The 24,807-nt window shown below is 69.0% G+C and carries 19 protein-coding genes, 1 tRNA gene and 2 pseudogenes; 11 read left to right on the top strand and 11 right to left on the bottom strand.

Annotation, left to right across the window (positions count from 1 at the left end; all coding sequences use genetic code 11):
• Window positions 1-56: 56 nt before the first annotated feature.
• The 3 genes from ACQPZQ_RS38640 (at window position 57) to ACQPZQ_RS38630 (ending at window position 3,546) form a co-directional block, all read left to right on the top strand.
• Complete coding sequence (locus ACQPZQ_RS38640; protein ID WP_433289354.1) at window positions 57-1,526, top strand: leucine-rich repeat domain-containing protein; 1,470 nt, start codon at window positions 57-59, stop codon at window positions 1,524-1,526.
• Window positions 1,527-1,912: 386 nt separating this feature from the next.
• Complete coding sequence (locus tag ACQPZQ_RS38635) at window positions 1,913-2,986, top strand: hypothetical protein (protein ID WP_433289352.1); 1,074 nt, start codon at window positions 1,913-1,915, stop codon at window positions 2,984-2,986.
• The gene (locus tag ACQPZQ_RS38630) at window positions 2,983-3,546 is read left to right on the top strand and encodes a hypothetical protein (RefSeq protein ID WP_433289349.1); all 564 of its coding nucleotides are present in this window, start codon (window positions 2,983-2,985) and stop codon (window positions 3,544-3,546) included. Before ACQPZQ_RS38635 ends, ACQPZQ_RS38630 begins: the two co-directional genes overlap by 4 nt.
• Before the next feature lie 43 nt (window positions 3,547-3,589).
• Here ACQPZQ_RS38630 and rox read toward each other — a convergent pair whose 3' ends face one another.
• The 3 genes from rox to ACQPZQ_RS38615 form a co-directional block, all read right to left on the bottom strand.
• Complete coding sequence (rox, locus tag ACQPZQ_RS38625; protein WP_433289347.1) at window positions 3,590-5,017, bottom strand: rifampin monooxygenase; 1,428 nt, start codon at window positions 5,015-5,017, stop codon at window positions 3,590-3,592.
• Window positions 5,018-5,279: 262 nt separating this feature from the next.
• Window positions 5,280-6,221, bottom strand: coding sequence for an LLM class F420-dependent oxidoreductase (locus tag ACQPZQ_RS38620; RefSeq protein WP_433289345.1), 942 nt, complete (start codon window positions 6,219-6,221; stop codon window positions 5,280-5,282).
• 228 nt (window positions 6,222-6,449) lie between these two features.
• Window positions 6,450-6,884 carry a nuclear transport factor 2 family protein gene (locus tag ACQPZQ_RS38615; protein WP_433289343.1) on the bottom strand — a complete coding sequence of 145 codons (435 nt, stop codon included), beginning with the start codon at window positions 6,882-6,884 and terminating at the stop codon, window positions 6,450-6,452.
• 368 nt (window positions 6,885-7,252) lie between these two features.
• Between ACQPZQ_RS38615 and ACQPZQ_RS38610 the strand changes: the two genes are divergently transcribed.
• Together ACQPZQ_RS38610 and ACQPZQ_RS38605 are read left to right on the top strand one after the other, a co-directional pair.
• Entirely contained in the window at window positions 7,253-8,176 is a 924-nt protein-coding gene (locus tag ACQPZQ_RS38610) for a universal stress protein (RefSeq protein ID WP_433289341.1), read from the top strand.
• A gap of 133 nt (window positions 8,177-8,309) precedes the next feature.
• A complete protein-coding gene (locus ACQPZQ_RS38605; RefSeq protein WP_433289339.1) occupies window positions 8,310-9,149 on the top strand; it encodes an IclR family transcriptional regulator in 840 nt (279 codons plus the stop codon).
• A 509-nt stretch (window positions 9,150-9,658) separates the two neighbouring features.
• Here ACQPZQ_RS38605 and ACQPZQ_RS38600 read toward each other — a convergent pair.
• The 5 genes from ACQPZQ_RS38600 to ACQPZQ_RS38580 form a co-directional block, all read right to left on the bottom strand.
• Window positions 9,659-10,507 carry a CPBP family glutamic-type intramembrane protease gene (locus ACQPZQ_RS38600; protein WP_433289337.1) on the bottom strand — a complete coding sequence of 283 codons (849 nt, stop codon included), beginning with the start codon at window positions 10,505-10,507 and terminating at the stop codon, window positions 9,659-9,661.
• A gap of 284 nt (window positions 10,508-10,791) precedes the next feature.
• Entirely contained in the window at window positions 10,792-12,381 is a 1,590-nt protein-coding gene (locus tag ACQPZQ_RS38595; protein WP_433289335.1) for a GMC family oxidoreductase, read from the bottom strand.
• 194 nt (window positions 12,382-12,575) lie between these two features.
• On the bottom strand, window positions 12,576-14,048 hold the full coding sequence (locus ACQPZQ_RS38590; RefSeq protein ID WP_433289333.1) for an aldehyde dehydrogenase: 1,473 nt from the start codon (window positions 14,046-14,048) through the stop codon (window positions 12,576-12,578).
• Between the two features lie 179 nt (window positions 14,049-14,227).
• Window positions 14,228-14,422: a hypothetical protein gene (locus ACQPZQ_RS38585; RefSeq protein WP_433289331.1), complete on the bottom strand. Its 195-nt coding sequence runs from the start codon at window positions 14,420-14,422 to the stop codon at window positions 14,228-14,230.
• A gap of 105 nt (window positions 14,423-14,527) precedes the next feature.
• Entirely contained in the window at window positions 14,528-15,322 is a 795-nt protein-coding gene (locus ACQPZQ_RS38580; protein WP_433289329.1) for an IclR family transcriptional regulator, read from the bottom strand.
• 483 nt (window positions 15,323-15,805) lie between these two features.
• On the opposite strand from ACQPZQ_RS38580, the pseudogene ACQPZQ_RS38575 reads away from it, so the two are divergent.
• The 3 genes and pseudogenes from ACQPZQ_RS38575 to ACQPZQ_RS38565 all read left to right on the top strand — a co-directional run bounded on the left by ACQPZQ_RS38575 (window position 15,806) and on the right by ACQPZQ_RS38565 (window position 18,154).
• A pseudogene (locus ACQPZQ_RS38575) lies at window positions 15,806-16,312 on the top strand (aromatic-ring-hydroxylating dioxygenase subunit beta).
• Window positions 16,313-16,785: 473 nt separating this feature from the next.
• Window positions 16,786-17,583, top strand: a pseudogene (locus ACQPZQ_RS38570) (aromatic ring-hydroxylating oxygenase subunit alpha); the annotation flags it as partial.
• 52 nt (window positions 17,584-17,635) lie between these two features.
• Entirely contained in the window at window positions 17,636-18,154 is a 519-nt protein-coding gene (locus ACQPZQ_RS38565) for an SRPBCC family protein (protein ID WP_433289327.1), read from the top strand.
• 278 nt (window positions 18,155-18,432) lie between these two features.
• Here ACQPZQ_RS38565 and ACQPZQ_RS38560 read toward each other — a convergent pair.
• The 3 genes from ACQPZQ_RS38560 to ACQPZQ_RS38550 form a co-directional block, all read right to left on the bottom strand.
• Window positions 18,433-18,507, bottom strand: a tRNA-Arg gene (locus ACQPZQ_RS38560).
• Window positions 18,508-18,542: 35 nt separating this feature from the next.
• The gene (locus ACQPZQ_RS38555) at window positions 18,543-19,280 is read right to left on the bottom strand and encodes a DUF305 domain-containing protein (RefSeq protein WP_433299567.1); all 738 of its coding nucleotides are present in this window, start codon (window positions 19,278-19,280) and stop codon (window positions 18,543-18,545) included.
• On the bottom strand, window positions 19,280-20,068 hold the full coding sequence (locus ACQPZQ_RS38550) for a DUF3105 domain-containing protein (protein WP_433289325.1): 789 nt from the start codon (window positions 20,066-20,068) through the stop codon (window positions 19,280-19,282). The genes ACQPZQ_RS38555 and ACQPZQ_RS38550 overlap by 1 nt, the downstream gene beginning before the upstream one ends.
• 125 nt (window positions 20,069-20,193) lie before the next feature.
• Here ACQPZQ_RS38550 and argS point away from each other — a divergent pair, with 125 nt between their 5' ends.
• The 3 genes from argS (at window position 20,194) to ACQPZQ_RS38535 (ending at window position 24,799) form a co-directional block, all read left to right on the top strand.
• On the top strand, window positions 20,194-21,849 hold the full coding sequence (gene argS, locus ACQPZQ_RS38545) for an arginine--tRNA ligase (RefSeq protein WP_433289323.1): 1,656 nt from the start codon (window positions 20,194-20,196) through the stop codon (window positions 21,847-21,849).
• A 34-nt stretch (window positions 21,850-21,883) separates the two neighbouring features.
• Complete coding sequence (gene lysA, locus ACQPZQ_RS38540; protein ID WP_433289321.1) at window positions 21,884-23,326, top strand: diaminopimelate decarboxylase; 1,443 nt, start codon at window positions 21,884-21,886, stop codon at window positions 23,324-23,326.
• Between the two features lie 153 nt (window positions 23,327-23,479).
• Window positions 23,480-24,799 (top strand): homoserine dehydrogenase, encoded by a 1,320-nt coding sequence (locus ACQPZQ_RS38535; protein ID WP_433289319.1) that lies wholly within the window; start codon window positions 23,480-23,482, stop codon window positions 24,797-24,799.
• Window positions 24,800-24,807 lie beyond the last annotated feature (8 nt).

Raw genomic sequence — 24,807 nt, 5'->3', positions numbered from 1 at the left:
CGGTTCCCCGCAGTCTGATCGTCGCGTCATGGGTCGTCGGCATCGCCGGGATCGCGGTGGCCGTGGCGCTCGCCCCGTACGACCTGTCGAGCAGAGCGCTCGTGGTCGCCATGGCCTGCTCCCCGCTGATGACCACCCTCGCCGCGTCCGTCCGGAGCACCCGAGCGGGCGGCGTCGCGATCGTCGTCGCAGGCATCGTCATCGTCGGCGTGGGCGTCGCGACCACGGTCAGCACCGACGCGCTGCACCTGTTCCGCCTGGACTTCCCGTTCACACAGGTGGCCATGAACGCGGCGACGGTGCTGGCCCCCCTCGGGCTGGTGGTGGTCGGCGGCGTCCTGGTCGTGGCCGGGCTGGCTGCTCTGCTCCGGGACCGGTTGCTCGGCGCCATAGCCGCGGCGATCACGGTCGTCACTGCCCTGCTGTACGCGATCGCGCTGCTCGGACTCGCCGTCCAGCCCCTGGCGTACCGCGGCGGAAGCGTCCAGAACGCCCCTATCGTGGCGGCGGCCGTCGTCGGCGTGGCCGCATTGCTGCTGGTGGTCGTCGCCACCCGGTGGTGGTCTCTCCCGGCCCGCACGAACGGTCCGCGCCCGGCAGCGCCCGCACTGGCGTCCGCCTCCGGCCGGCGAGTGGCCCGGTGGATCCTCGTAGGTGCGATCGTCCTGGTGGGGGCGGGTGCCGGCTGGGCCGGGTACTCGCAGTTGGGCGACCGCCTGGAGCTCGCGGAGCTGTTCCCCGACCCGGCGCTCGCCGCCTGCGTCCGCTCAGCAGTCGACGATATGGGCAGCGATCGCGTGTCGGAGCGCGAGCTGAACAGCGTCTTCCACCTGGCGTGCAACGGCGACCTTCCACGGGGCGGGCGGATAACGACCCTGGACGGGCTCGCCCACCTGCCGAACCTGGTGGACCTTGACCTGTCGGGCAACGACGTCGGCGAGCTGTCCGGCCTGGCGCAGGCGCCACAGCTGACGCGTCTGACACTGACGAACAACGCCGTTCGCGACCTGGGCCCACTGGCCGGCCTGACCTCGCTGCAGGACCTGGGCCTGTCCGGCAACGAGGTGACCGACCTCGCCCCGCTCGCAGGACTGACCCAGCTCCGGTTTCTCGGGCTGTCGCGAAACGCCGTCACCGACCTCGGGCCGCTGGCGCCACTGGCCGCCCTCACCGAACTCGACGTCAGCAACAACCAGGTCGCCGACGTCACCCCGCTCGCAGCGTTGTCCCAGCTCGACAAGCTGAGGTTGGGGCGCGACCTCATCACCGATCCGAGCGCGCTTCAGGCGCTGCCGGCCCTCACCACATTGGACGTGTCCGGCAACCGGATCCGTGACGCGGCCACGCTGGCCGGATGCCGAGCCGTCGAGGAGCTGTCGATCGGTGGCAACCCCCTGACCGACGTCGGCCCACTCCGGGACATGCCAGCGCTGAAGGGTGTCGACCTGTCGGAGAGCGATTCCACCCGGCTCGCAGGAATCGAGGCCCTGCGCGCGAAGGGGATATTCGTCGGCGGCCTCGCGTGACAGCTCGAGGGCATCGCGTATCGCTGACCTATGGAATTTCGAAAATGCTCTGGAAAAGGGCGGGTCGGTACGGTCACAGCGCCAACACACAGCGCTGCAATCCAGGATAGCTGTGATCCGGATCATGGCATGCGGTGGCAAGTCGTCTGGCAGGGTGGCCGGGTGCCGCCCGCCGGAGCAGGTATCGCGCAGCGATCACTCGCTGAACACGCCACGATACGCAATGGCAGCGGCCACGGTGATTGTCGACTGCCGCTCCTATCCCGGCGGGAGCGAGCGCTGGACATGAGGAAGGGCCCCGCGTGAGCTCGCAGCGCATTCACAAGGGCGAGCCGCAGCGCCCGGTCGCCCCGGCTCCGGCACTACGGCGGACAGGACCTGGCGGGTTGGCGAGTCTCGTGTTGCACCTGCAACGCACCGCCGGTAACGCCGCTGTCACCAGCTCATTGTCGGGCGGCGGAACGCTGACCCCGTCGAATCCGGCCGTGGCGGCAGCAGGAGAGGCTGCGCGGGGCCGCCGCCGGCGGCCTCAGGCGGAGACTGCGGGGCAGGCGGCGCAAGATCGGCGCCGATCGCCTCAGGAGAAGTTCACCGGCGCGATAGGTGCGCAGGACTGGGCGGAGGTCGCGCAACTGCTCTCCGACATCGCACCGGTTGAAGGTGACGCCTCGTCCTGGCTGCTGGGGCATCCGTGGATGTTCGATGCGCTCGATGCGCTCACGGCCGACCAACTGCGCTACGTCGACGACGCGACCCGCCGGCTGGACCTCGACGTGTCCCTCCCGCGTGAGGCGATCACGGTGGTGCTGATGGGGAAGGGCGTGTTCGACGAACAGGCCGAGCCCGGCAGGGGCTACGGCGAGGTTTCGGTGCAGCGGGAAGGACTGGTCCAGGACGGCAGGAGAGCGAGGGACGGTCGCTACAGGTACGGGTTCCAAGTCGCCTTCCAGCCGAGCGACGCGGTGGACGCCGAGGAGATCGCCTTCATCCAGACCGTCCAGGTGATCGACTCCGATACAAAGGCCAACCTGAGCCCGAACAGCGAGACGCGGATGATCCGGGATCGCACCAAGATCGACCGCTTGAATGGCAAGGAGCAGGGCTGGTACGGCATGAAGGACGACGAGAGCGGCCAGGCCAACTTCACCCCGTGGGTGCGCGGCAGCACGGCGCCGGCTTCGATGTACGACTATCCGTCGTGGACTCAGCCCAGCTGTGAATGGTCGTTCGAGACGTCAGTGGTCTGCCGTAAAGGCGCTGATGCAGGGAAGGTCTATGCGGTGATCCATTGGGGCTTCACCGTGGCCGCTGACCTCAAGATCACCCCCAAGCCGCATCAGATCTTCAACAAGCCCAGCAGAGCGTTCGGCTCGGCCATCAACGCCTGGAACAGCCAGATCAAATTGTCAGCGGGAAGCCGCAACGCACCTGGTCAGAAACCGCTGCCGGAGCTGCGATGAACCAACTCGAGCGGCTGCTCGCCGACGCTCGAGTCGGCGTACTCGCCGGAGAGTCCTCTGCCTTCCACGAGGCGCGCTTCGACAGCGCGCAAGATCGTGAGACGGCCACTGGACTGCTTGCGGCCAGTCCAGGTCCGACCGCGCTGTTGCTGCTGCTCGCGCTGCGCCGCGAGGCACCGGAGGCCTACGCGGCCGTGCCGGCGTCGGCCCGTGCCGAGACGCTCGCGTCGGCGCTGCGCGAGTATGCCGTGCTCAACGACTTCGGCTACCTCGACGAGGACGGCAACAGCTTCGATCGGGAGGCCGCCCGAGCGCTCCTCGAACTCGGCACCGACGCCGTCCCGGCGCTGCGGCCGTTGCTGGACGACCTTCAACCCGGCCCTCTCGCCGGGTCCGAGGAGTCGACCATCGCCTACGTACTCGGGCTGCGCCGCGCCGACTTCGCCTACAACTATCTCGCCCGAATCCTCGGCTGCCGGCCCGAATTCGACCCCGATCCGGTGATCCGCGACGACCATCTGACCGCGATGCGCTCCCACCTCGACGCGGAGCGCCGCTGAGTCCGGCACGCATGCGGGCGGACCGACGAGCCGCAACCGCGTGTCAGCTGACGGGCGCGCCGAACCACGTGGGCAGATGGCTGTGCAGATCCTGCTGGTCCTCACCGACCCACGCCACGTGGCCGTCCGGCCGCAACAGCGCCGCGGGCACGTCCAGCTCCTCGCTGAGGTCGACGACGTGGTCGACTCGATCTGCCCACCCCGCCACAGACAGCCGCCCGGTCTGGTCGAGCAGCAGTCCGCGGCCACCGTGCGTCAGCTCGTAGAGGCGCCCCCGCTTCAGCCCCACGTCCCGCATGCGCCGGCCGAGCAGGTGGTGACCCTCGCCGAAGTCGTAGCGGACCCCGATCGCGGTGAGCTTCTCGATCAGGTGCCGGTTCACCTGTTCGAAGTCCATCAGTTCCGACAACAGCCTGCGCACCGCCTGCGGACCCGGCTCTGGGGACAGCAGCTCCATCTGCGCGCGGGTGTTGTTCAGTACGTCGGCGGCCACTGGATGCCGTTCGGTGTGGTAGCTGTCCAGCAGCCCCTCCGGCGCCCAGCCGCCGACCTCGGCGGCCAGTTTCCAGCCGAGGTTGAACGCGTCCTGGATGCCGAGGTTGAGGCCCTGGCCGCCGGTCGGCGGATGGGTGTGCGCCGCGTCGCCGGCCAGCAGCACCCGGCCGACCCGGTAGCGCTCGGCTTGCCGGGTGGCGTCGCCGAAGCGGGAGAGCCAGCGCGGCGAGTGCACGCCGAAGTCGGTGCCGGCGAACACCCGCAGCTGATGCTTGAACTCCTCGAGGGTCGGCGTGACCGAGCGGTCCTCGGCCACCCCCTCGGCGGGCACGACGACGCGATACACCCCGTCCCCGGACGTCCCGAGGCCGAACCGCTTGTGGGTCTTGCGGACCTCGGTCACCACAGCGGCCACCTCCTCCGCCGGAACGCCGACTTCCATCTCGCCCAGCAGCGTCTCCACCGTGGAGGGCTCGCCGGGGAAGCCAACGCCGAGCAGCCTGCGCACCGTGCTGCGGCCGCCATCGCAGCCGGCGAGGTAACCGGAGCGCAGCCGCGTGCCGTCGGCCAGATCAGCGGTCACCCCGTGGCCGTCCTGGCTCAGCCCGACCACCTCGCAGCCACGCCGGATCTCGGCGCCGAGCTCGGTGGCACGCTCTGCCAGCAGACGTTCGGTGATGGGCTGCGGGATGCCGAGGACATACCCGTGCGCGGTGTCCAGCCGCTCGGGCGACGGCTTGTCGATGCCGGCGAAGAAGCCACCGACCGGGAACTGCCGGCCCTGCGCGAGGAACCGCTCCAGCAGCCCGCGCTGATCCATCACCTCGATGCTGCGCACGTGCAGGCCGAGCGCGCGGACATGCTTGGTGGGCTCTGGCTCCTTCTCCAGCACGACCACGTCCACGCCGTGCAGCCGCAACTCGCAGGCCAGCATCAATCCGGTCGGTCCACCGCCGGCAACGATCACGTCAACCATGAAGCCCCCCATTCGACACACTTTGTTCCCGGCCGGTTCTCCGTGCGGTCCGGTGAACACCCGTACTTCCCGAATCCCTGATATCCGCAGGTCTTGGCTTCGGCCGGAGATTCTGCGGCACGACCCGGGTCTTGCCGCAAGGCCCCCAGCGCGCTATACGTTGAGAGTGGCGGGGAGCGGAAACTCCTCGCCTTTGCCTTGTGCTCGACCGCAGACCACGAGTCTCGTCGATCCGCTGTGGCGAGGTGTTCGCGTGAGTGGGTCAGGTGAGCTGTGGCAGGACCTGGCAGGCGAAGAACTCCCAGTGGTCCACGTCGTACTGCTGCGGCGTCTGGAGGTAGATGCGGGTGAGGCCGGCTTCCGCGAACAGCCCTATGCGGTCGACCACCTGCCCTGGAGAGCCGACCAGTCCGTGCTTCAGCATGGAGGACAGGTAGGACGGGTTGGCTCCGGCGTCGGAGCGACGGGTGACTTCAGCGTCATCGCGGCCGCAGACCAGCAGCAGGATCGCGGATCGGCGCAGGGTCGAGGGATCGCGGTCGATCGTCTCGCAGGCGGCATCCAAGCGGGCAGTCTGCGGCGGTATTTCCTCGAGTGCAGGGAAGTCGAAGTTGTACTCGTCGGCGTACTGCGCGGCCAGCCGGGGCGTCTTCTTCGGTCCACGTCCGCCGATGATGATCGGTGGCCTCGGGCTCTGCACCGGCTTGGGCAACGCGGGCGAGTCGATCAACTCGTAGAACCTGCCCCGGTAGGTGAACGTCTCGCCCTCGGCGGTCTCCCACAGGCCGGTGATCACCGCGAGCTGTTCCTCGAACCGGTCGAAGCGTTCGCCCAGGTCGGGGAACGGCATGCCGTAGGCGCGATGCTCGGGCTCGTACCACCCGGCACCGAAGCCGAAGTCCACACGCCCATCGCTCATCTGGTCGACCTGCGCGACCGTGATGGCCAGCGGGCCGGGGTACCGGAACGTCGCGGCGGTCACCAGGGTGCCGAGCCGGATGTGCCGCGTTTCCCCGGCCAACGCACCCAGCGTCACCCAGGCGTCACTGGATCCGGGCAGCAACCCGGCGACGTCCCCCACCGCCCGATAATGATCAGAGCGGAAGAAACCGGCCAGTCCACAATCCTCAGCAATCATCGCGGTCGTGACGAGATCTTTGTGGGTCGACCCTTGCTGAGGATTGGTGAAAACATGGCATTCCATGCAGAGAACACCTCTCGGGGGTTGTATATCGACGAGCGCATGTCAGGCGTTGAGTTGCATCCTCGCGCTCCGACAGTAACAGTCCCGGGGTGCTCTATCGACGGTCAGTGACTATTCGAGGCCTGGCGGCCCCGCACTGAACGTTCGCGCTGTGAGCGGAGCTGCCAGAACGTATCTGTTGGTTTTTCTGCCGGTACTACCGGAACCAGGCCTGCGGAAGAATGGCGGTTACGCTGGTGCGGGCCGATCATCGGTAGCGAACGCTCTGACCACGGCGAGGCTGTCCTCGTAGACGTGGTGACGCGTGATCAGTCCGCGCTCGACCGTCAGGTGCAAGGCGAAGGCTGCGACGTAGCGGCGGCCGGTCGGTTTCGCGGTGTTGTGGAACCTGCCCAGCACCATCGCGTCGGTCCCGTCGACGAGCACGGTGCCGACCGTCGCGGAGCTCTCGTCCGGAACGTGGTGCTCGGCGATGAGACGGAAGTGGTCGGCTACTCCCGCCCGGGTGGAGCGGTGCCGGATCCAGGGCACGGTCTGCGAGTAGTCGTCATCGGGCCAGTCGAGCATCCAGTCCACGTCATGGGCGTAGAGCTCTGCGATCTTCTCGGGGTCGCCTGCCGCAACGCGGCGGAGCAGCTCGTCGACCGTCTCCCGGGTGTCCATGTGAACAGCTTCGCCGGGTAGCGGCGGCGGGTCGATGACCTCCCGGGTAATGCCGGACCGGCACAGGTGTGCCGATCACATGATCGAAGGAATGCCGGCAATTGCCCGGTCGATCCCTTATGTGCCCTTGTGTATTGGACTGCGGAGATTGTCGTGGAGCCTGTAAGCATTCCGTCAGAAAGCGTGGATGAATCGTCCCTCGTTGTAGCACGCAGGTATGGTGCGATGTATCACATCGGACACCATCTTGCGTTGATATTGCATATCGAGCCACGTGACCAATCGGGTCGCGACATCCCCATCTCGGCTGGGTGGATTCGCGCAGCCGTTTTGCGGTTGCGTCAGGGTGCAGAAACGGAGAACGGCTCATGGAAGTAGGTAACGACACCTCGTGCAACGTGACCGGCGCCCGGGGGCAGGCAAGCCGCAACAGCATGAATTACGTGGTTGCGTACTCGCCGGGCAACGGTGGCAGGGCGGCGCTCGCTGCGGCCCGCCTCTTCTCCTCTGCGGACGTGTCACTGACCGTCTGCACGATCATCCCGGAGGTGGGAGGCCACCCGAACACTTCCCTGTGGAAGTCCGCGGCGACGGGGCTCGACGAGGCCAAAGCGTTCCTCGGGGACGAGGTGAATGCCGTGTACATCACCCGCACCGCGAGCTCACCGGCCGAGGGGATTCTCGCGCTGGTTGCCGAACTCGACGCCGGCATGGTGATCCTCGGCGCGGGCTCGGGTGGATCGTTTCGCCGGTTCTCCACCGGGAGTGTCACCGGCGACCTACTACGTGCCACGCAGGTGCCGACGGTGCTCGCCCCGTGCGGCTACCACTCGGAGCACCAGGTGCGGTTGCGGCAGATCGTCTATGCGTACGACGAGCCGAGGCCGTCACAGCCGGTGGTCGCCGCGGCGGCTCAACTCGCGGTGCGTCACGGGCTGACCCAGCCGATTCTGGTCACCGCCGTCGACGGGGACCGTCTCGGGACGATGCACTGGGAGCAGGGAGAGGTACAGCTCATCGGTTCCACCCCTCGGACCGACGCGATGAAGATCATGTGCAACGTGCCGGTGCCGACTGTCGTGGTACCCGTTCGCGACCACGCTTCGAGCGAGCAGAGGTTGTCGGCATACCACTGCCTCACGTGCGAAATAGAGGGCCGCGACCTCGATCCCGAGCCGGCCTGCTGGAGTTGTGGGGGCCCGACCATCGTCACGAGTCGGCCGCTCCTGCACACCTCCGGCCCGTTGCCGGACAAGTCGGCTGTGACCCCGCGCAGTGAGCGACGGCTGTGAAGGTCGCCATGACGACCGCGAGGTGACCGCCGCTAGCAGCACGTCCTCGGTTCGCGGGCAAGTCGGTAACCTCGGATTGCGGTGCTGGCAACGTTGCGTTCTCGATGCGGAGTGTGTACGGGAGGTGGTGGGTATGGCGGCGCGCTCCGGTGGGCGGTCGGCGTTGGCGAGGGTCGTCTCCGTGCTGGAGGCCTTCGACGCGGATAACCCCTCGCTGACCGTCAACCATCTCGCGCGGCGCTCGGGCCTCCCGGTGCCGACTGCGCATCGGATCGTCGGGGAGATGCTGAAGCTCGGCTTGCTGGAACGCGGCGCCGACCGCAAGCTCCGAGTCGGGCTGCGGTTGTGGGAGATGGCGTCGGTGGCGCCGCAGGCACGTGAGCTGCGCGAGGCCGCTGTGCCGGTCATGGAGAACCTCCTGACGGCCAACCAGCAGCAGACTCACCTGAGCGTCTTGGAGGGGAGCGAGGCGCTGGTGATCGAGCGGCTGTGGGGACGCAATATGGTGGTGAATTTCACCCGAGCTGGTGGGCGTCATCCGTTGCATGCCACCACGGGTGGACTCGTGCTCCTCTCGCACGCCGATGCCGAGCTGCAGAACTCCTTCCTCTCCTCGAAGCCGCGTGCCTATACGCGCTACACGCCGACCGATCCCTCGCGGCTTCGCCGGATTCTGGCCGGCGTCCGAGACCAGGGCTACGTCGTATGCGACGGATACCTTTCGTTGGAGACCGTGGGAATCGGCGTGCCTGTTCGGTCGGCCACCGGTGAGGTGATCGCGGCGCTCTCGGTCGTGCTGCTTCGGCGTGAGGCGCGGCCGATGATGCACGTGCCCGCGGTCATGACGGCTGCCCGCAACATCACGCGCGCACTGGTTCAGGGACCAGCGCGCCAACGACCACCCTGGTTCTTCCCGGTGGCGGAGATCGTGGCCGGCGCGCCGGGGCAACCGGCTGCAAGAGTGCAGGCTTGAGCGAACCATTGCGGGTCGAGATCGCGATGGAATCGTCGGTCCCAGTTGCTCCGGCCAGGTCGGCCACCGGCTACGTACGGGGCGAACATGCCCGCGGTCGACGTGTTGCTGAGATCCACGGTGTACGCCACCTGTATCGATGGGCTCGACGTCATCCGAACAGACGGCCGACGCGTGCCGGATACGACCCAACACGACAAGATCGGCCCCTCACCCTGTTCGTGCAGCTGAGGGGCCGATCTGATGGTGATCCGGATGGGTTCATCCGTGCACCCAACTTGACATTGTGCGAACCCAAACGTGCAGGTAGACGGCCTACCGTTCGCGGTCGAGCCAGCCCACAGCAAGCTGCGGCGTGACGGGTACCGGAAGTGGACGACGTAGCCTGTCGCCTCGCTCCGGCGTCGACGGCTTGCACGAGCTGGATCTCTGTCGCAGATTCACCCACGGGCGGCGCAACACTGTGGATGGGAACCGACGTGACCAGCTGGTTGGCGCGGGACTGCGCGTTAGCGCGGGTCGGTCAGGAAGACGTCCGCCACGGCGGGGTTGTAGGCGTGCACGAGGATGCCGAAGATGATGGCGTCGAAGGTGAGATGGACGGTGACCACGTAGGTCAATGATCGGGTGCGCTGGAAGATGTAGCCCTGCAGCAGGGCGAAAGGCACCGTGAGCAGCGGACCCCAGCCGCGGTAGCCCAGCTCCCAGAGGAACGAGACGAACACCACGGATTGCAGCAGGTTCGCCTGCCAGAACGGGAAGTGGTGGCGGAGCAGGGCGAAGACGATGCAGATGAAGAACAGCTCGTCCCACAGCCCGACGGCGTTCACCCCGATGAACAGTCGGATGATCTCGTTGGCGCCGGCGACGTCAGGCCAGTTCCGGTAGGCGCCCGAGCCCAGGAAGTACACCGGCAGGATCAGGTAGCCCCCGACAACTACGAGCGCCAGGTATCCGAACTCGAACCGGCTCCACCGGTTCCCGGTTCCGACCGGGAACGTGATGATGTCCTCCCGGTACCACCACCGGGAGAGGGCGTATGGCAGGGCGACCGCCGCCGACAGGGTGATCGCGAACCGGACCATCGCGGCGTTGCTCAGGTCCGCCTTCAGCGACATCGTGCTGATGACGACCAGGCCGGCGGCGATGAGGATCAGGTGCCGCAACAGCACGCGGTCCACCACCGCCGCGACGACCAGACCGGCGACGATCAGCGCGTACCCGACCAGCCGCTCCTGCAGGCCGAACAGCGCGACCGCAGACACCACCACCAGTGTCGCGGCCAGCAGATGGTTCCACGGGGGCCGGGCGATGGACCGGCCCTCGTGGCTGTCGGGAGTCGTCGCACCGAGGCTCACGTCGCCAGCATGGCCGGACCGTGCTGGTGCGACAAACTTCGCCACCGTGCGATCCGGGATCCGCAGTCACTGCCGACCAAGGAAATCGGCACCTGAGGCGCCAACCGTCCCGGACATCCTCGAGGGGTGGACCTCAAGCCCTGGGCGCTCCCTTGACCAACAGCTCGTGGCGAGCGTCAGGCGTAGCGGGTGGCGGCCTGCAGTGAGCCCTTTCCGGCACTTCCCGGATCCGGAGTCGTCACTCGATCATGGTTCCTGCGCTGATCAGGGTGCCCATGGAGGGTTCATCTGTGCCGCGGAGGAGTCGGATCGGTCCGCGCCTCACGCAGCAGTCCGACGCCACGTTCGCCGATCATCACCGACGGGGCGTGAGTGAAGGCGCGGGGCAGATCCGGCATCACGGACGAATCAATGACGTGCAGGTTCGCCACCCCGTGCACCCTGAGGGTGGGATCGACGACGGATTCCGCGTCCCGTCCCGCTCGGCAGGTGCCCACGGGGTGGTTCATCGAGGCGATCAGCTCACGCGCGGAGTCGAGCAGGGCGGCGTCGTCGGTCGCGGCGGGTACCCCTAGCGGGCCCACCGAGGCTCCGAGAGTCGGGCTGGCGAAGATTTCCAGCGCGTGGCGCGTCCCGGCCACCATGGTCCGGCGATCGCGCGCGGTCTGCAGGTAGCACGGATCCAGAAGCGGCGCTTCCCGCGGGTCCGCCGATGCCAGCCGCACGGTGCCGCGGCTCTGCGGGTTCAGCAGGGTGACCAGGCAGGTCACGCCAGGGTCCTGGCCGCCGGTCATGTCGAACAGCATCGGGGTCGCCAGGATGTCGGGTGCGGGCGCGTCCTCCGTGCAACGGATGAATGCCGCGGCCTGGACCAGCGCCGCCAGCGGACCGCGGCGTTCCCGCGCGTAAAGCGCTTTGGCCTCGTCCGATTCGAGGTGTTCCAGCAAGGTGGTGCCCCGCTTCAGCGGCCAAGAGGCCATGTTCATCGGGTGGTCCTGAAAGTTGCCGCCCACGCCGGGCAGATCGAGCGCGACCTCGATGCCATGCTCGCGCAGGTGGTCAGCGGGACCGATTCCGGACAGCATGAGCAGCTGCGGCGTCCGGATGGCTCCGGCGGAGAGCACCACGGCGCCTGCCCGGTAGCTGACGTCCCGCCCTTGGCTGTCGCGCCCGGTGATACCCCGTGCCGCACCGTTTTCCACGAGCACTCGCTCGACCAGGAAGCCGGTGTAGAGCGTCAGGTTCGGCCGCGCCAACGCGGGGCGCAGATACTCCCGGGCCCCGCTACTTCGCTCGCCGTCGCGCACGTTGCTGTAGAGCAGGCCCACGCCGTCCAGTTCGGCGCCGTTGAAGTCACGATTCAGCGGCAGACCGTGCTCGACCCCGGCCGTGATGAACGCCAGCGACAGTGGATCAACGTCCTTCGGTGTGGTCACGGCGATCGGGCCACCGATTCCGTGCAGCGCCGAAGCGCCCAGCTCGTTGTCCTCAGTGCGGCGGAAATAGGGCAAAACGTCATCCCACGCCCAGCCCTCCATGCCGCGCGCGGCCCAACCGTCGTAGTCGGCACGGTGCCCGCGGCACCAGGCCGTGTAGTTGATCGTGCCTCCGCCGCCGAGCACGCGGCCGGCCGAGATGTCGATTCGACGCCCACCCAGCTGTGGCTGCGGCACCGTGGAATCGCACCAGTCAGCCGACCCACGCCAGGTGCTCAACGCTCCGGTGGGCACCGCCATGATCGGATCGTCGTCCGGCCCGCCCGCTTCCAACAGCAGCACCCGCACGGCCAGGTCCTCGGTAAGCCTGGCCGCGACCACACAACCGGCTGCCCCCGCACCAACGACGATGTAGTCGAACTCTTCTGACGAGATCACGGGATGAACTCCTTGCGATTGACGGATTTCACCAAAATGCCAACGCGCCTGCGGCGTCGCCGTCCGCCGTGTATGAGCGGCCTCGGCCGCTATGTCAGGTCGCTCGCCGGTACCACGAGCCGCAGGTCGAGCAGCCGACGCGGTAGTGCAGTCAGCGTGATCTCCACCTCGACGCGGGCGAGCGTTGCTCCCGCTCAGCCCAAGATGAAGGGGTCCCGCGTGCCGCCGGTCAGTTCCACCCAGACAGCCTTGGTCTCCAGATAGGCGGCAACGGCCTCGGCACCGTTCTCGCGTCCGATTCCGGACTGCTTGTACCCACCGAACGGCACGCTGGGCGCCACGACCCGGTAGGCATTGATCCACACCGAACCGGCCCGCACCCGGGCCGCGACCCGGTGAGCACGGTGCACGTCCTTGGTCCAGACCGCTCCGGCGAGGCCGTACGGAGTGTCGTTGGCCAGCTTGATCGCCTCGTCCTCGTCGGTGAAGGTCACCGCGGACAGGACCGGGCCGAAGATCTCTTCGCGGAACACGGTGCTGGCGGGCGTCACGGACAACACCGTCGGCGAGACGAAGTAGCCACCGAGCCGGTCATCCGCGGCACCGCCATAGGCAACCGTGGCGCCCTCGTCGCGAGCGGCCTCCAGATATCCGACCACCTTCTCGAACTGGGGCCGGTTGGCGACGGGACCCATCTCGGTGTGCTCGTCGAACGGGTCGCCGAGCCGGATCGTGGCGGCCCGCTCGGCCACTCGCCGGACCAGCTCGTCATGTACGTCGACGTGGCAGATCAGCCGGGAACCGGCCATGCAGCTCTGCCCGGTCGCCGCGAAGACGCCCGCGACGAGGCCGTTGGCGGCGGCGTCCAGGTCCGCGTCCGGGAATACGATCTGCGGCGACTTGCCACCGAGCTCCAACGTGGCCGGGATGAGCCGGTCGGCGGCGGCACGGGCGACCGCTCGGCCGGTGGCGGTCGATCCGGTGAACGCGACCTTGTCGACCCCCTCGTGGGCGACCAAGTGCTCGCCGACTTTCCGGGACAGGCCGGTGACGACGTTGACCACGCCAGCGGGGAAGCCGGCCTGGCCGATCAGCTCGGCAAAACCGAGCGTCGACACCGGGGAGTGCTCGGACGGCTTGACCACGACCGTGCAGCCCGCGGCCAGCGCGGGCGCAAGCTTCCAGGTCATCAGCAGCAACGGCGAGTTCCAGGGCGTGATCGCCGCGACCACGCCGACCGGCTCACGCCGCGTGTAGACGAGGTAATCGGGGTTGGGAGAGGGGATCTGCCGACCCTCCAGTCCCTGCGCGACACCGGCGAAGTAGTGGAACCAGCCGCCGATCGCCCGGAGCTGCCCGAGCATCTCGCGGTAGAGCTTGCCCGAGTCCTGCACCTCCAGCCGGGCAAGCCTGTCGGCGTCGTCGGTGACCAGGTCACCGAGGCGGCGCAGGCAAGCCGCCCGGGCAAACCCCGTCATGCGGCCCCACTCGCCGTCCAGCGCAGCCCGGGCCGCGGAGACAGCCGCGTCGACGTCCTCCGCCGACCCGTCCGGGACGTCCGCCCACGGCTGCCGGGTGTAGGGGTTCTCGCTCTGGAAGGTGACGCCGGAAGCAGCCTCAGCCGGCTGCCCTCCGATCAGCATGGGAAAGTGCACAAGTTCGGTCATGGTCGCCTTACTTTCGATTCGGTAGGAGTAGAAATCGGCCGCATTGGCGAAGCAGGTGCCCTGAGCGCTGGGCCTTCGCCGCCAGAAACAGGTGCTTTCGGGATGTGACTCGGGAATCAGCGCAACCCGCTCGACCACCCGCGTCTCGAGGGCGCACGACACGCAACGCCGTCACGGCCTCAGTCAATAGTTCCCGGCGAACGGCACGGGTGAGCGCCCGATGTCGCCGAGACCTCCGCGCCGAGCACGCTGACCGCGTCACGGTGCGGCACCGCGAAGTTGTACTCGTGACTCAACGCAGCAGGGTCCGCGTGATCTGCCAGGTCGAACACGGTGGGCAGTGCGCCCACCACTTCGGACATCGGTTCTGTCATCGCCTCCTTTTCTTCCGGGCCGGGCAGCCTCGTTGCGGCGGCACCGCCGGGCGACACGGTGTGCGGTCACCGACCGGTTGTGTGGCCGGCCGGCCTGGGTATGTCCTAATCACCGGATGCGTCGCGCAGCTTCGGCACCCGGCTGGCAGCCAGGGCCAGGATGCGTTCGCGGGCGGCGCGCAGCGCCCGTTCCGCGCTGTCCGGGTGGATCCGGCCGGACGGTCCCGCCAGGGTCAGCGCGGTGGTCTTGAAATCGAACTGATGCTGCAGTGGGATCGACACCGCGTCAATCCCGTCGACGAACTCGCGACGGGTGAACGCGACGCCGGATTCCGCAATTCCAGCCAGGTATTCCTCCGACGGCAATTCGACGCCGCGCCGCCGCAGATCGTGCCGCTGCTCCTCGGTGATGGCGAACGTCAGCAGCACGTGGTTGGACGCGCCGACGTTGAGTGGAATCCGGGTGCCGACGCGGATATCGGCGCTCAGCACCTGATCGCTTTCCGCCCGCTGGATGATCAGGCCGCTGTCCCGGTGCACCGCCGCGATCGTCGCGGTTTCGCCGGTCACCGCCACGAGCCCTTCGAGGACGTTCTGGATCTTCTGTCCGAGCCCGGCGTGCTGGAGCGCGGTATTGCCTACCCGGACCGCGAGCAGGCCCAGTCCGTACCGGCCCTGCCCGTCCTGCTCCACCCAGCCGGACGCGACCAGTGTGGCCAGCTGCTTGTGGACGGTCCCGCGCGAGCTTCCGACGACGCGCGCGAGTTCGCTCACGCCATACGGCCGGGGCAGCGAGGCCAGGGTTTCCAGCAAGGCGAGGGTCTTCTGCGTCGAGCTGAGAATGTTCGCCGGGCGGTCACCCTGGTCTGTCATCGATGCGGATACAGCGTCATCGTCCACGAGACACAGTGTAGGTCGACCGGCTCTACGGGGCAACGCCGTACGGGGCCGGGCCATCGCGTTCACGCCTGAGGTCGCTGCTACCGGCCCCTCGCCCTGTTCGTGCGGGTGAGCGGCCGATCTGATGGTGATCCGGATGGTGTCCCCGGCGGATTCGAACCTGCGCTCCGCCTCTGGAGGATGGGTGCACGCCCGTTCACGTCATGCCGCTGACCAGGGGGAACGCGGGATGGCTGCCTGCTCGCCTCGATGCTCGGGAACGTGTCCACGTCCAAGTGGACCGATGGCTGCAACAGCAGGGGCGCAGGCATGCGACCGGAGTGACAGCAGTGACACCGTCACTCGATCTTGTCACTCCGTATTTTCTTGACCGATCGGTCCAGTCGAATTCCTCCAGGTCGCCCGGATATCGGCCAGATTTTGCCGGGTAGTGCCACGAATCACCGGGCCTGAAAGTGGACTGTCTGGTCTAGGCTCGTTGGCATGCGATCGATGCGGGAACCCGTGCGGCTGAGCGAAGTCGAGCAGTTCCTGTACCACGAGGCGCACCTGCTCGACAGCTGGCAGCTCGACGAATGGCTCGCCCTGATGCACCCGGAGGTGCTGTACCGCGTGCCGGCCCCGGGCTCGGAGGGGCGCGACCCACGCTCGACCCTGCAGGTGATCAACGACCGCTACCTCCAGCTCGCCGGGCGCGTCACACGGTAGAAGAGCAAGCACGCGCACGCCGAGAGCCCGAAGTCGCGTACCCGCAGGCTGCTGTCGAACGTCCGGGTCGAACAGAACGACGAACAGGACCACCCGGCCCTTGTGGTGCACACGAACTTCCACGTGATCCGCACCCGGCACGCCGAACTCGACCACTTCATCGGCACGTACCGGCATCTGCTCGTGCCATCCGCCGACGGCTCGTTCCTGGTGCGGGAGCGGGTGGCGACGCTCGACCACGGGATTCCCGAGGCAGGCGGCACCGTCTCGATCATCCTCTGACGACGACCACAACGAGAGGTGGACCAGGTGATCGACCTGCACACCCACGTGGTGCCGCTGAATACCCCCTTCCTCGATCGGCCGGCCACCGGCAACCCGCGCTGGGCGCGACTCGCGTCCGCGGGTACGACCGGGGACGTGCTCGGCGCCAGGAAGCTCTGGGCCCGCGGCGGCGACCTACCCGCGTCCGATCGCAGTCAATGGCGTCCTGTTCCCGAGCCCCATCGGGGGCGGCCGCCTCATCGCCTGCGGCGTGCCGGCTCGCCACCCCAGCGTGCCGATCATGGCCGGCCACGGCGGCGGGTCGCTGCTCGCCCAGGTACCCGAAATGGAGTTCCTGCGCGACACGTCGGACGCGCGACGGGTGCTGATGCCGGAAACCGTGGCGGCGTACGCCCGGCTGCACTCGTCTGACCGTTGCTCTTCGCCGCCGGGCTGCTCACCGCGCTCGTCCACGTTGTGGCTCCGACTCCATGAACGCCCGGCTCGCCGTGGCGGTGCGGACCACCAAACCCGCAGAACCTGCTGAACAGTCTCCGAAGGAGCACCGTGTCATGACGCAGCAGCTGACCGCGCCGGCGCCTGCCGGCCCTACCGGCCTCGTCGACGACCGGCCGCACGAGGGGTTCTTCCGCGTGCACCGGTCGTCGCTGGTGGAGGAGTCGGTGTTCGAGGCCGAGCGGCGAACGATCTTCGACCGGTGCTGGCTGTACGTCGGGCACACCTCCGAGGTGCCCCGCGCAGGCGATTTCCGGGCCCGCGCAGTGGCAGGCCGGCCACTGATCCTCTGGCGCGCCCAGGACGGGCAGGTTCGGGTGTTCCTGAACACCTGCCGCCACCGCGGCGCGCAGATCTGCCGTGTCCCCGAAGGCAACGCCCGCGGGATGACGTGCTTCTACCACGCGTGGACCTACGCCAGCGACGGCAGGCTGGCGGGCCTGCCCGACGAGGACGGCTACGGCCCGGACTTCGACCGCAGCCGGTTCGGTCTGGCGTCTCCACCGCGGGTCGCGGAGTACCGCGGCTTCGTCTTCTGCTGCTTCGACCCGGGTGCGGTCGAGCTGACCGAGTACCTCGGCCGGGCAAGGGACTACATCGACCTGGTGGCCGACCAGTCCCCGGAGATGGAGGTGGTGGAGGGGGTGCACGAGTACTCGATGTCGGCGAACTGGAAGCTGTTCGTCGAGAACAGCCTGGACGGCTACCACCTCCTGCCACTGCACCGCACCTACTTCGACTACCTGAAGTCGACCGAGGACTCCGTCGACACCCGCATGCTCACCAGCGCCGAGGACCTCGGCGCCGGCCACGCGTTGATCACCTTTGAGGGGGCGCCGTGGGCGCGGCCGGTGGCGCGCTGGACACCGGCGATGGGGCGAGGAGAACCGCTCCTACATCGAGGGTCAGTTCGCGTCGCTGCAGAAGCGGTTCGACCCGGAGCGGGCCCGCCGCATCGCGACGATGGACCGGAACCTGCTGGTTTTCCCCAACCTCGTGATCAACGACATCATGGGAATCGTGATCCGCACGATCACACCCACCAGCGCCGGCCAGACCGTGATCGAGCAGTGGACGCTGGCCACGAAGGGTGAACCGGCCTCGGTGCGGGAGCGACGGCTGGCCTCCTATGTCATCTTCCAGGGGCCCGGCGGCCTGGCCACGCCGGACGACATGGAAGCGTGTGAGTCCTGCCAGCAAGGGTTCCGCACCGTTGCCGAGGCACCGTGGTCGGACATCTCTCGAGGCATCCACAAGGAGGCGACCGGCGGGCCGTTCGTCGCCGAGGACGAGATCCAGCAGCGGACGTTCTGGCGACACTGGCGGGACCTGATGGGCGGCTGAGGCCGGCCGAGAAGGGCCATGCGGATCAGCGACGACGAGACGGCGAAGCACCGGTCCGTGGGAATCCGGTCCTGCTGAAGGTCTACGCCAAGTGCCTCGACGGACAGGACGAATTGGCCCGTCGGTGCGTGCTCGACGCGCCCGACCCACCCTCGGGACGGCGTGGGGAACGTCCTGGGAACAGACAGCCGCTGGCCGCCGATCACGGTCGGACACAACAAGATCGGCCCCTCACCTTGTTCGTGCAGGTGAGGGGCCGTTTCTCGTGGTGATCCGGATGGTGCCCCCGGCAGGATTCGAACCTGCGCTCCCGCCTCCGGAGGGCGGTGCTCTATCCCCTGAGCTACGGGGGCCGTTCAACGTTGCAAACCCTAGCGCACGCCCTGAGCTAGCTCGGCAGCGGCTGCCCGCCCCGCTCGGCGAGGAGCTGACGCAGGTAGCCGGCCTCGGTGGTCTGGGAGCTGAGCATCTGCGCGGCGAGGTTGCGCACCTGCGGCATCGAGGCGTGCTGGGCGCCGTACTGCAGCATCGTGGCGCCTCCCTCGTGGTGACGCAGCATCAGCTGCAGGAACATCACGTCGAGCTGGTGGCCGGTGGCCGCGCGCATGCCGGCCAACTCCTCGGTGCTGGCCATGCCCGGCATCGTGGCGACGCCGCCTGAGGGCGACGCGGTGCCCATGTGGGCGTGGTCTGCGGGTCCGGCCATCCAGGCCATGTGGCCACCTACCGGCAATGCCCCGGCGCCCCACAGCTCGAGCCAGCCCTGCATGCGCCCGATCTGGGAGGTCTGGGTGGCCTCGATGTCGGACGCGAGCTGGAACAGCGCTGGGTCGGTGGTGTGGTCGCGTTCCCAGGCCGCCATCTCGACGGCCTGCTGATGGTGCACGGTCATGTCCTGCGCGAACCCGACGTCGACGGAGTCGGAGGTGGGTGTGGCCGGCGCGGGGGCCGACCCGGGGAGGCCGGCGAGGAGGCCGCCCGCCGCCCCGAGCAGGAGCAGGGCCACCGCGGCGGCGACGATGAGCAGCGGCCGCACCCACCGGCCCTCGTGCGGAGGCGGGTCAGCGGGTGGCGGGGCGTCCATGGTGCCGGCGGCCGGAGCGGTCGGGGTGCTCACCCGAACCATCATGAACCGCCGTCGGGGGCGACGCCCGCTCCCGGCGTTGTCTCGGCCTGCGAGCCCGGCGTGCCGGGGGCGGGGGCAGGGGCGAACGGTGGCGGGTTGTCCTGGGAGAAGCCGCCGTTCGATCCGACCTCGTTGCAGCTCGCGCCCGGCTCGGGGTACGTGTACTGGTTCAGGCGAAGCGCGGCGATGAACTGGTCGATACGCGGGTCGGCTGCGTCCGACAGCTTGAGCTGGTGGCCCCAGGACTGCAGCGAGATCGGCTGGTCCAGCCCCGGGTAGGGCGACATCACCGTGTAGGGCTGGCCGTCGACCTTGCTCTGGAGCGTCTCGAGCGCGTCGCCCGTGACCTGGTCGGGGTTGTACGCGATCCAGACCGCGCCGTGCTCGAGGGAGTGCACGAGGTTCTCGGTGCGCACCGCCTGCGGGTAGACGACGCCGTTGCACGCGGCCCACACGGCGTCGTGCGCGCCGCCGAAGGGCGGGCTGTGCGTGTAGGCGACCTTGGTCTCGCGGCCGACGTGCTGGCCGCCCGGGTATCCCTGCACCACCACCCCGGGGATCTGCGTCGACGGGTCCTGGTTCTGCGCTGTGGGCGTGAACGGGGCGAGCGCTTCGGTCTTCGCCTGGTTCTGCTGGTTGCGCAGGAACGCGTAACCGAACACCCCGCCTGCGAAGAGGACCACCACGAGAACGGCGGCGATCAGCCCCCACGGGGTGGACTTTTGGCTGACGACGGGCGTGCGCGCGCGCGAGCTTCGAGACGCCTTGCTCTTGTTGCCGCTGACCATGATCCGTCCAGAACTTAGGGGCCGGGAAAGGAGGCGCGGGCGTCACCCGGACGGCCCTTGCCGGAGGGCAAGTGTAGGAGTGAGGCGTGAGTAAGTGGCGAGCGCCACCTCCTAGACTGGGTCGGGTGAATCCCGCCCTGCTCGCCGACCTGGTCCGCTCGACCGCGTCCGAGGTGCTCAAGGACCGCGGTCTGGACCTCGCGGCGCTGCCCGACGACGTCGGCGTCGAGCGTCCGCGCAACCCCGAGCACGGCGACTACGCCACCAACGTGGCCCTCCGCACAGCGAAGAAGGCCGGCGTCCCGCCGCGCGAACTGGCCGGCTGGCTCGCCGAGGCCCTCGCCGCCCGCGACGGCATCGCGAGCGCGGAGATCGCCGGGCCCGGCTTCATCAACCTCCGGCTCGCCGCCGACGCGCAGGGTGCGATCGTCGGCGACGTCCTGCAGGCGGGCGACGCCTACGGCACCGGCGACGAGCTCTCCGATCGGAACATCAACCTGGAGTTCGTCTCCGCCAACCCCACCGGACCGCTGCACCTCGGCCATACCCGCTGGGCCGCCGTCGGCGACGCGCTCGGCCGGGTGCTCGCTGCCCGGGGCGGCAAGGTCACCCGCGAGTACTACTTCAACGACGCCGGCGGCCAGATCGACCGCTTCGTCGACTCGCTGATCGCCGCGGCGAAGGGTGAGCCCACCCCGGAGAACGGGTACGGCGGCGCCTACATCGGCGAGATCGCGGCCCAGATCACGACCGCGGAGCCCGGAATCCTCGACCTGCCCGACACGCAGCGTCGCGAGGAGTTCCGCCGGATCGGCGTCAACCTCATGTTCGACGAGATCAAGCGGGCTCTGCACGCGTTCGGCACCGACTTCGACGTGTGGTTCCACGAGAAGTCCCTGCACGACTCGGGCGCGGTCGGCGCGGCGGTGCAGCGGCTCAAGGACTCGGGCAACCTCTACTTCTCCGAGGGTGCGTGGTGGCTGCGCTCCACCGACCAGGGCGACGACAAGGACCGTCCGGTCATCAAGAGCGACGGCCAGCCCGCCTACATCGCGGGGGACCTCGCCTACTACCTGGACAAGCGCAAGCGTGGCTTCGACCTGTGCATCTACATGCTCGGCGCCGACCACCACGGCTACATCGCGCGGCTGCGGGCGGCAGCGGCCGCGTTCGGTGACGACCCGAACACCGTCGAGGTCCTGATCGGCCAGCTGGTCAACCTGTTCCGCAACGGCCAGCCGGTGCGGATGAGCAAGCGGGCCGGCACGGCCGTGAGCATGGACGACCTGGTGGACGCGGTCGGTGTCGACGCGGCGCGCTACACGCTGATCCGGTCGTCGGTCGACTCCACCCTCGACATCGACCTGGACCTGATCGTTCGCCGCAGCAACGACAACCCGGTCTTCTATGTGCAGTACGCGCACGCCCGGCTCGCGTCGCTGGCGCGCAACGCGGCCGACCTTGGCGTCACCGTGCCCGAGGAACCGGACTTCGGCCTGCTCGACCACCCTCGCGAGGGCGACCTGATCCGCACGATCGGCGAGTTCCCGGCCGTGGTCGCGTCGGCCGCCGAGCTGCGTGAGCCGCACCGGGTGGCGCGCTACCTGGAGCAGCTGGCGAGCGCGTACCACAAGTTCTACGACGCCTGTCGCGTGCTACCGCTGGGCGACGAGGAGATCTCCGACCTGCACCGCAACCGGCTCGCGCTGTGTGTCGCGGCCCGCCAGGTGTTCGCCAACGGCCTCTCGCTGCTGGGCGTGTCCGCGCCGGAGCGGATGTGACCGCCGACGTGTTCTTCTCAGCGGAGGCTGCATCATGAGAGCGCACCCGGCCGGGCCCTTGCACGCCGGCATCCTGGCGCCCCCGGAGACCGCCGGGCCCCGGCCGCTCGACGCCGCAGGGCTCGACGAGCTGGCCCCTGCGGTGTGGCCGCGCAACGCCGCTCGCGGCGACGACGGCGCGCTCCGGATCGCCGGGGTCGACGTGCGCGAATTGGCCGCGACCTACGGCACCCCGCTCTTCGTCGTGGACGAGGAGGACTTCCGGTCCCGCGCCGCAGAGTTCGCCCATGCCTTCGGCGCGGATGCCGTGCACTACGCGGCCAAGGCGTTCCTGTGCACCGAGGTCGCCCGCTGGGTGGCCGAGGAGGGGCTCAGCCTGGACGTGGCCAGCGGCGGCGAGCTCGCCGTCGCGCTGCGCGCCGGTTTCCCCGCCGAGCGGATCGCGATGCACGGCAACAACAAGTCCCTGGACGAGCTCGTCGCCGCCGTCGAGGCCGGGGTCGGGCGCGTGGTGCTCGACTCGTTCCACGAGATCGCCCGCCTGGATGCCATCTCGCGCGACCGTGGCGTCGTCACGCCGGTGATGATCCGCGTGACGGTGGGCGTCGAGGCCCACACCCACGAGTTCATCGCCACGGCGCACGAGGACCAGAAGTTCGGGTTCTCCATCGCCGGTGGCGAGGGGAGCGACGCCGCTGAGGCCGCGCGGCGCGTGATCGGGTCCACGGGGCTGCGGCTCGTCGGGCTGCACAGCCATATCGGGAGCCAGATCTTCGATACCGAGGGCTTCCGGGTCGCCGCCCACCGCGTGGTGCGCTTCCACGCGCAGCTGCACAAGGAGCACGGCGACGAGGCTCTCGAGTCGGTCACCACGCTCGACCTCGGCGGCGGCTTCGGCATCGCCTACCGCGCCTCCGAGGAGCCGCTGGACGTGGCGCGCCTGGCCGAGGAGCTGCGCTCGATCGTCAAGCACGAGTGCCACGAGGCCGACCTGGACATCCCGGAGATCGCGGTCGAGCCGGGGCGCAGCATCGCGGGCCCCGGCACAGTCACGCTCTACGAGGTGGGCACCCTCAAGGACGTGCCGCTCGACGGCCACACCTCGCGTCGCTACGTGAGCGTCGACGGCGGGATGAGCGACAACATCCGCACCGCCCTCTACGACGCCGTGTACGACTGCCGGCTCGTGTCGCGGTCCTCCCAGCTCGACGGCAAGGGCGAGGCGGCACTGTCCCGGGTGGTCGGCAAGCACTGCGAGAGCGGCGACATCGTGGTGCGCGACTGCTGGCTGCCCGCCGACGTCGCGCCCGGTGACCTGCTCGCGGTGGCCGCGACCGGGGCGTACTGCTACTCGATGGCGAGCTCCTACAACCGGCTGCCGCGGCCCGCGGTCGTCGCGGTGCGGGACGGGCAGGCACGCGTCCTGCTCCGCCGGGAGACGCTCGACGACCAGTTCCGGCTCGAGGTCTCCGGGTGAGGCCGCCCACCCGGACGTCGTCCACGGTCCGTCACCCGCGATGATTCGGGTTTGTGACAACTGCAACGCGATGACGAGAACGCTGTGACGGCGGGGACAATGGCACGACCGACAAGCGCGTGACGGGAAGAGGGCTGTGACAGGAAAAGCGCTGTGACACCGATCCGCGTCGCGATGCTGGGCTGCGGCACCGTCGGCCGTGAGGTGGTGCGGCTGTTGCGGGAGCACGCCGACGAGCTCGCGGCCCGTGCAGGGGCGCCGGTCGAGCTGGCCGGCGTGGCCGTTCGTCGCCCCCACAAGCACGCCGACCTGGGCGATCTCCTCACCGACAACGCCGCGGGCCTGGTCAACCGCGACGACGTCGACGTCGTCGTTGAGGTGATCGGCGGCATCGAACCCGCTCGCACGCTGCTGCTGGAGGCGCTCAAGGCCGGCAAGTCGGTGGTGACGGCCAACAAGGCCCTCCTCGCCGACGACGGCTCCGCGCTGGCCGAGGCGGCCGACGCGTCCGGGGTCGACCTTTACTACGAGGCGGCGGTCGCCGCGGCGATCCCGCTGCTGCGCTCGCTGCGCGAGTCGCTGGCGGGCGACCGGATCACGCGCGTCGCCGGGATCGTCAACGGCACCACCAACTTCATCCTCTCCGCGATGACGGCCTCCGGATCGAGCTTCTCCGAGGCGCTGGAGGAGGCCACCCGGCTCGGTTACGCCGAGGCCGACCCGAGCGCCGACGTCGACGGCTACGACGCGGCGTCCAAGGCCGCGATCCTCGCGTCGCTCGCGTTCCACACCCGCGTCACGGCCAATGACGTGCACTGCGAGGGGATCCGCTCGGTCACGGCGTCCGACATCGCCGCGGCAGCCGGGATGGGATGCGTGATCAAGCTGGTGGCGATCTGCGAGCGCATCCCGCCTGACGGCAACATCCCCGAGTCGGTCTCCGCACGCGTGTACCCGGCGATGATCCCCGCCGCCCACCCGCTGGCATCCGTCGACGGCGCCTTCAACGCGGTGTTCGTCGAGGCAGAGGCGGCGGGCCAGATGATGTTCTACGGGCAGGGAGCCGGTGGCGCGCCCACGGCCAGCGCCGTGCTCGGCGACATCGTGGCGGTGGCGCGCAACCGTGTGGGCGGCGGGCGTGCTCCCCGCGAGTCCGCCTACGCCAGCCTGCCCGTTCGCGCGATGGGAAGCGTGCGCACTCGCTATCACGTCAGCCTCGACGTCGACGACCGTGCCGGTGTGCTCGCGGCGATCTCCGGCGAGTTCGCCCATCGCGGCGTGAGCATCGCCGCCGTCCGGCAGACCGGCGGCGGCAACGGCGGAGCGGCGGCGCGCCTCGTCGTCGTCACGCATGCAGCGCCCGAGGCGGCCCTCGCCGCCACGGTGGAAGTGCTTGCCGGCCTGGACGCGGTGCGGGTCGTCGACAGCGTGCTCCGGGTCGAGGACCTGGGCCGGAAGGGTGTTGCCGGGTGAGCTCCGCG

It is taken from the genome of Pseudonocardia sp. CA-142604 (genome assembly GCF_050948475.1).
Lineage (GTDB): Bacteria > Actinomycetota > Actinomycetes > Mycobacteriales > Pseudonocardiaceae > Pseudonocardia > Pseudonocardia alaniniphila.
This window is presented reverse-complemented; position numbering and strand designations above follow the sequence as displayed.

Excerpts from the sequence above, each read along its gene's own strand:
- ACQPZQ_RS38610 (WP_433289341.1), top strand. The coding sequence starts at position 7,253 with ATGGAAGTAGGTAACGACACCTCGTGCAACGTGACCGGCGCCCGGGGG.
- ACQPZQ_RS38630 (WP_433289349.1), top strand. The coding sequence starts at position 2,983 with ATGAACCAACTCGAGCGGCTGCTCGCCGACGCTCGAGTCGGCGTACTC.
- ACQPZQ_RS38605 (WP_433289339.1), top strand. The coding sequence starts at position 8,310 with ATGGCGGCGCGCTCCGGTGGGCGGTCGGCGTTGGCGAGGGTCGTCTCC.
- ACQPZQ_RS38615 (WP_433289343.1), bottom strand. The coding sequence starts at position 6,884 with ATGGACACCCGGGAGACGGTCGACGAGCTGCTCCGCCGCGTTGCGGCA.
- lysA (WP_433289321.1), top strand. The coding sequence starts at position 21,884 with ATGAGAGCGCACCCGGCCGGGCCCTTGCACGCCGGCATCCTGGCGCCC.
- ACQPZQ_RS38590 (WP_433289333.1), bottom strand. The coding sequence starts at position 14,048 with ATGACCGAACTTGTGCACTTTCCCATGCTGATCGGAGGGCAGCCGGCT.
- ACQPZQ_RS38550 (WP_433289325.1), bottom strand. The coding sequence starts at position 20,068 with ATGGTCAGCGGCAACAAGAGCAAGGCGTCTCGAAGCTCGCGCGCGCGC.
- ACQPZQ_RS38585 (WP_433289331.1), bottom strand. The coding sequence starts at position 14,422 with ATGACAGAACCGATGTCCGAAGTGGTGGGCGCACTGCCCACCGTGTTC.
- ACQPZQ_RS38555 (WP_433299567.1), bottom strand. The coding sequence starts at position 19,280 with ATGGTTCGGGTGAGCACCCCGACCGCTCCGGCCGCCGGCACCATGGAC.
- ACQPZQ_RS38620 (WP_433289345.1), bottom strand. The coding sequence starts at position 6,221 with ATGGAATGCCATGTTTTCACCAATCCTCAGCAAGGGTCGACCCACAAA.
- rox (WP_433289347.1), bottom strand. The coding sequence starts at position 5,017 with ATGGTTGACGTGATCGTTGCCGGCGGTGGACCGACCGGATTGATGCTG.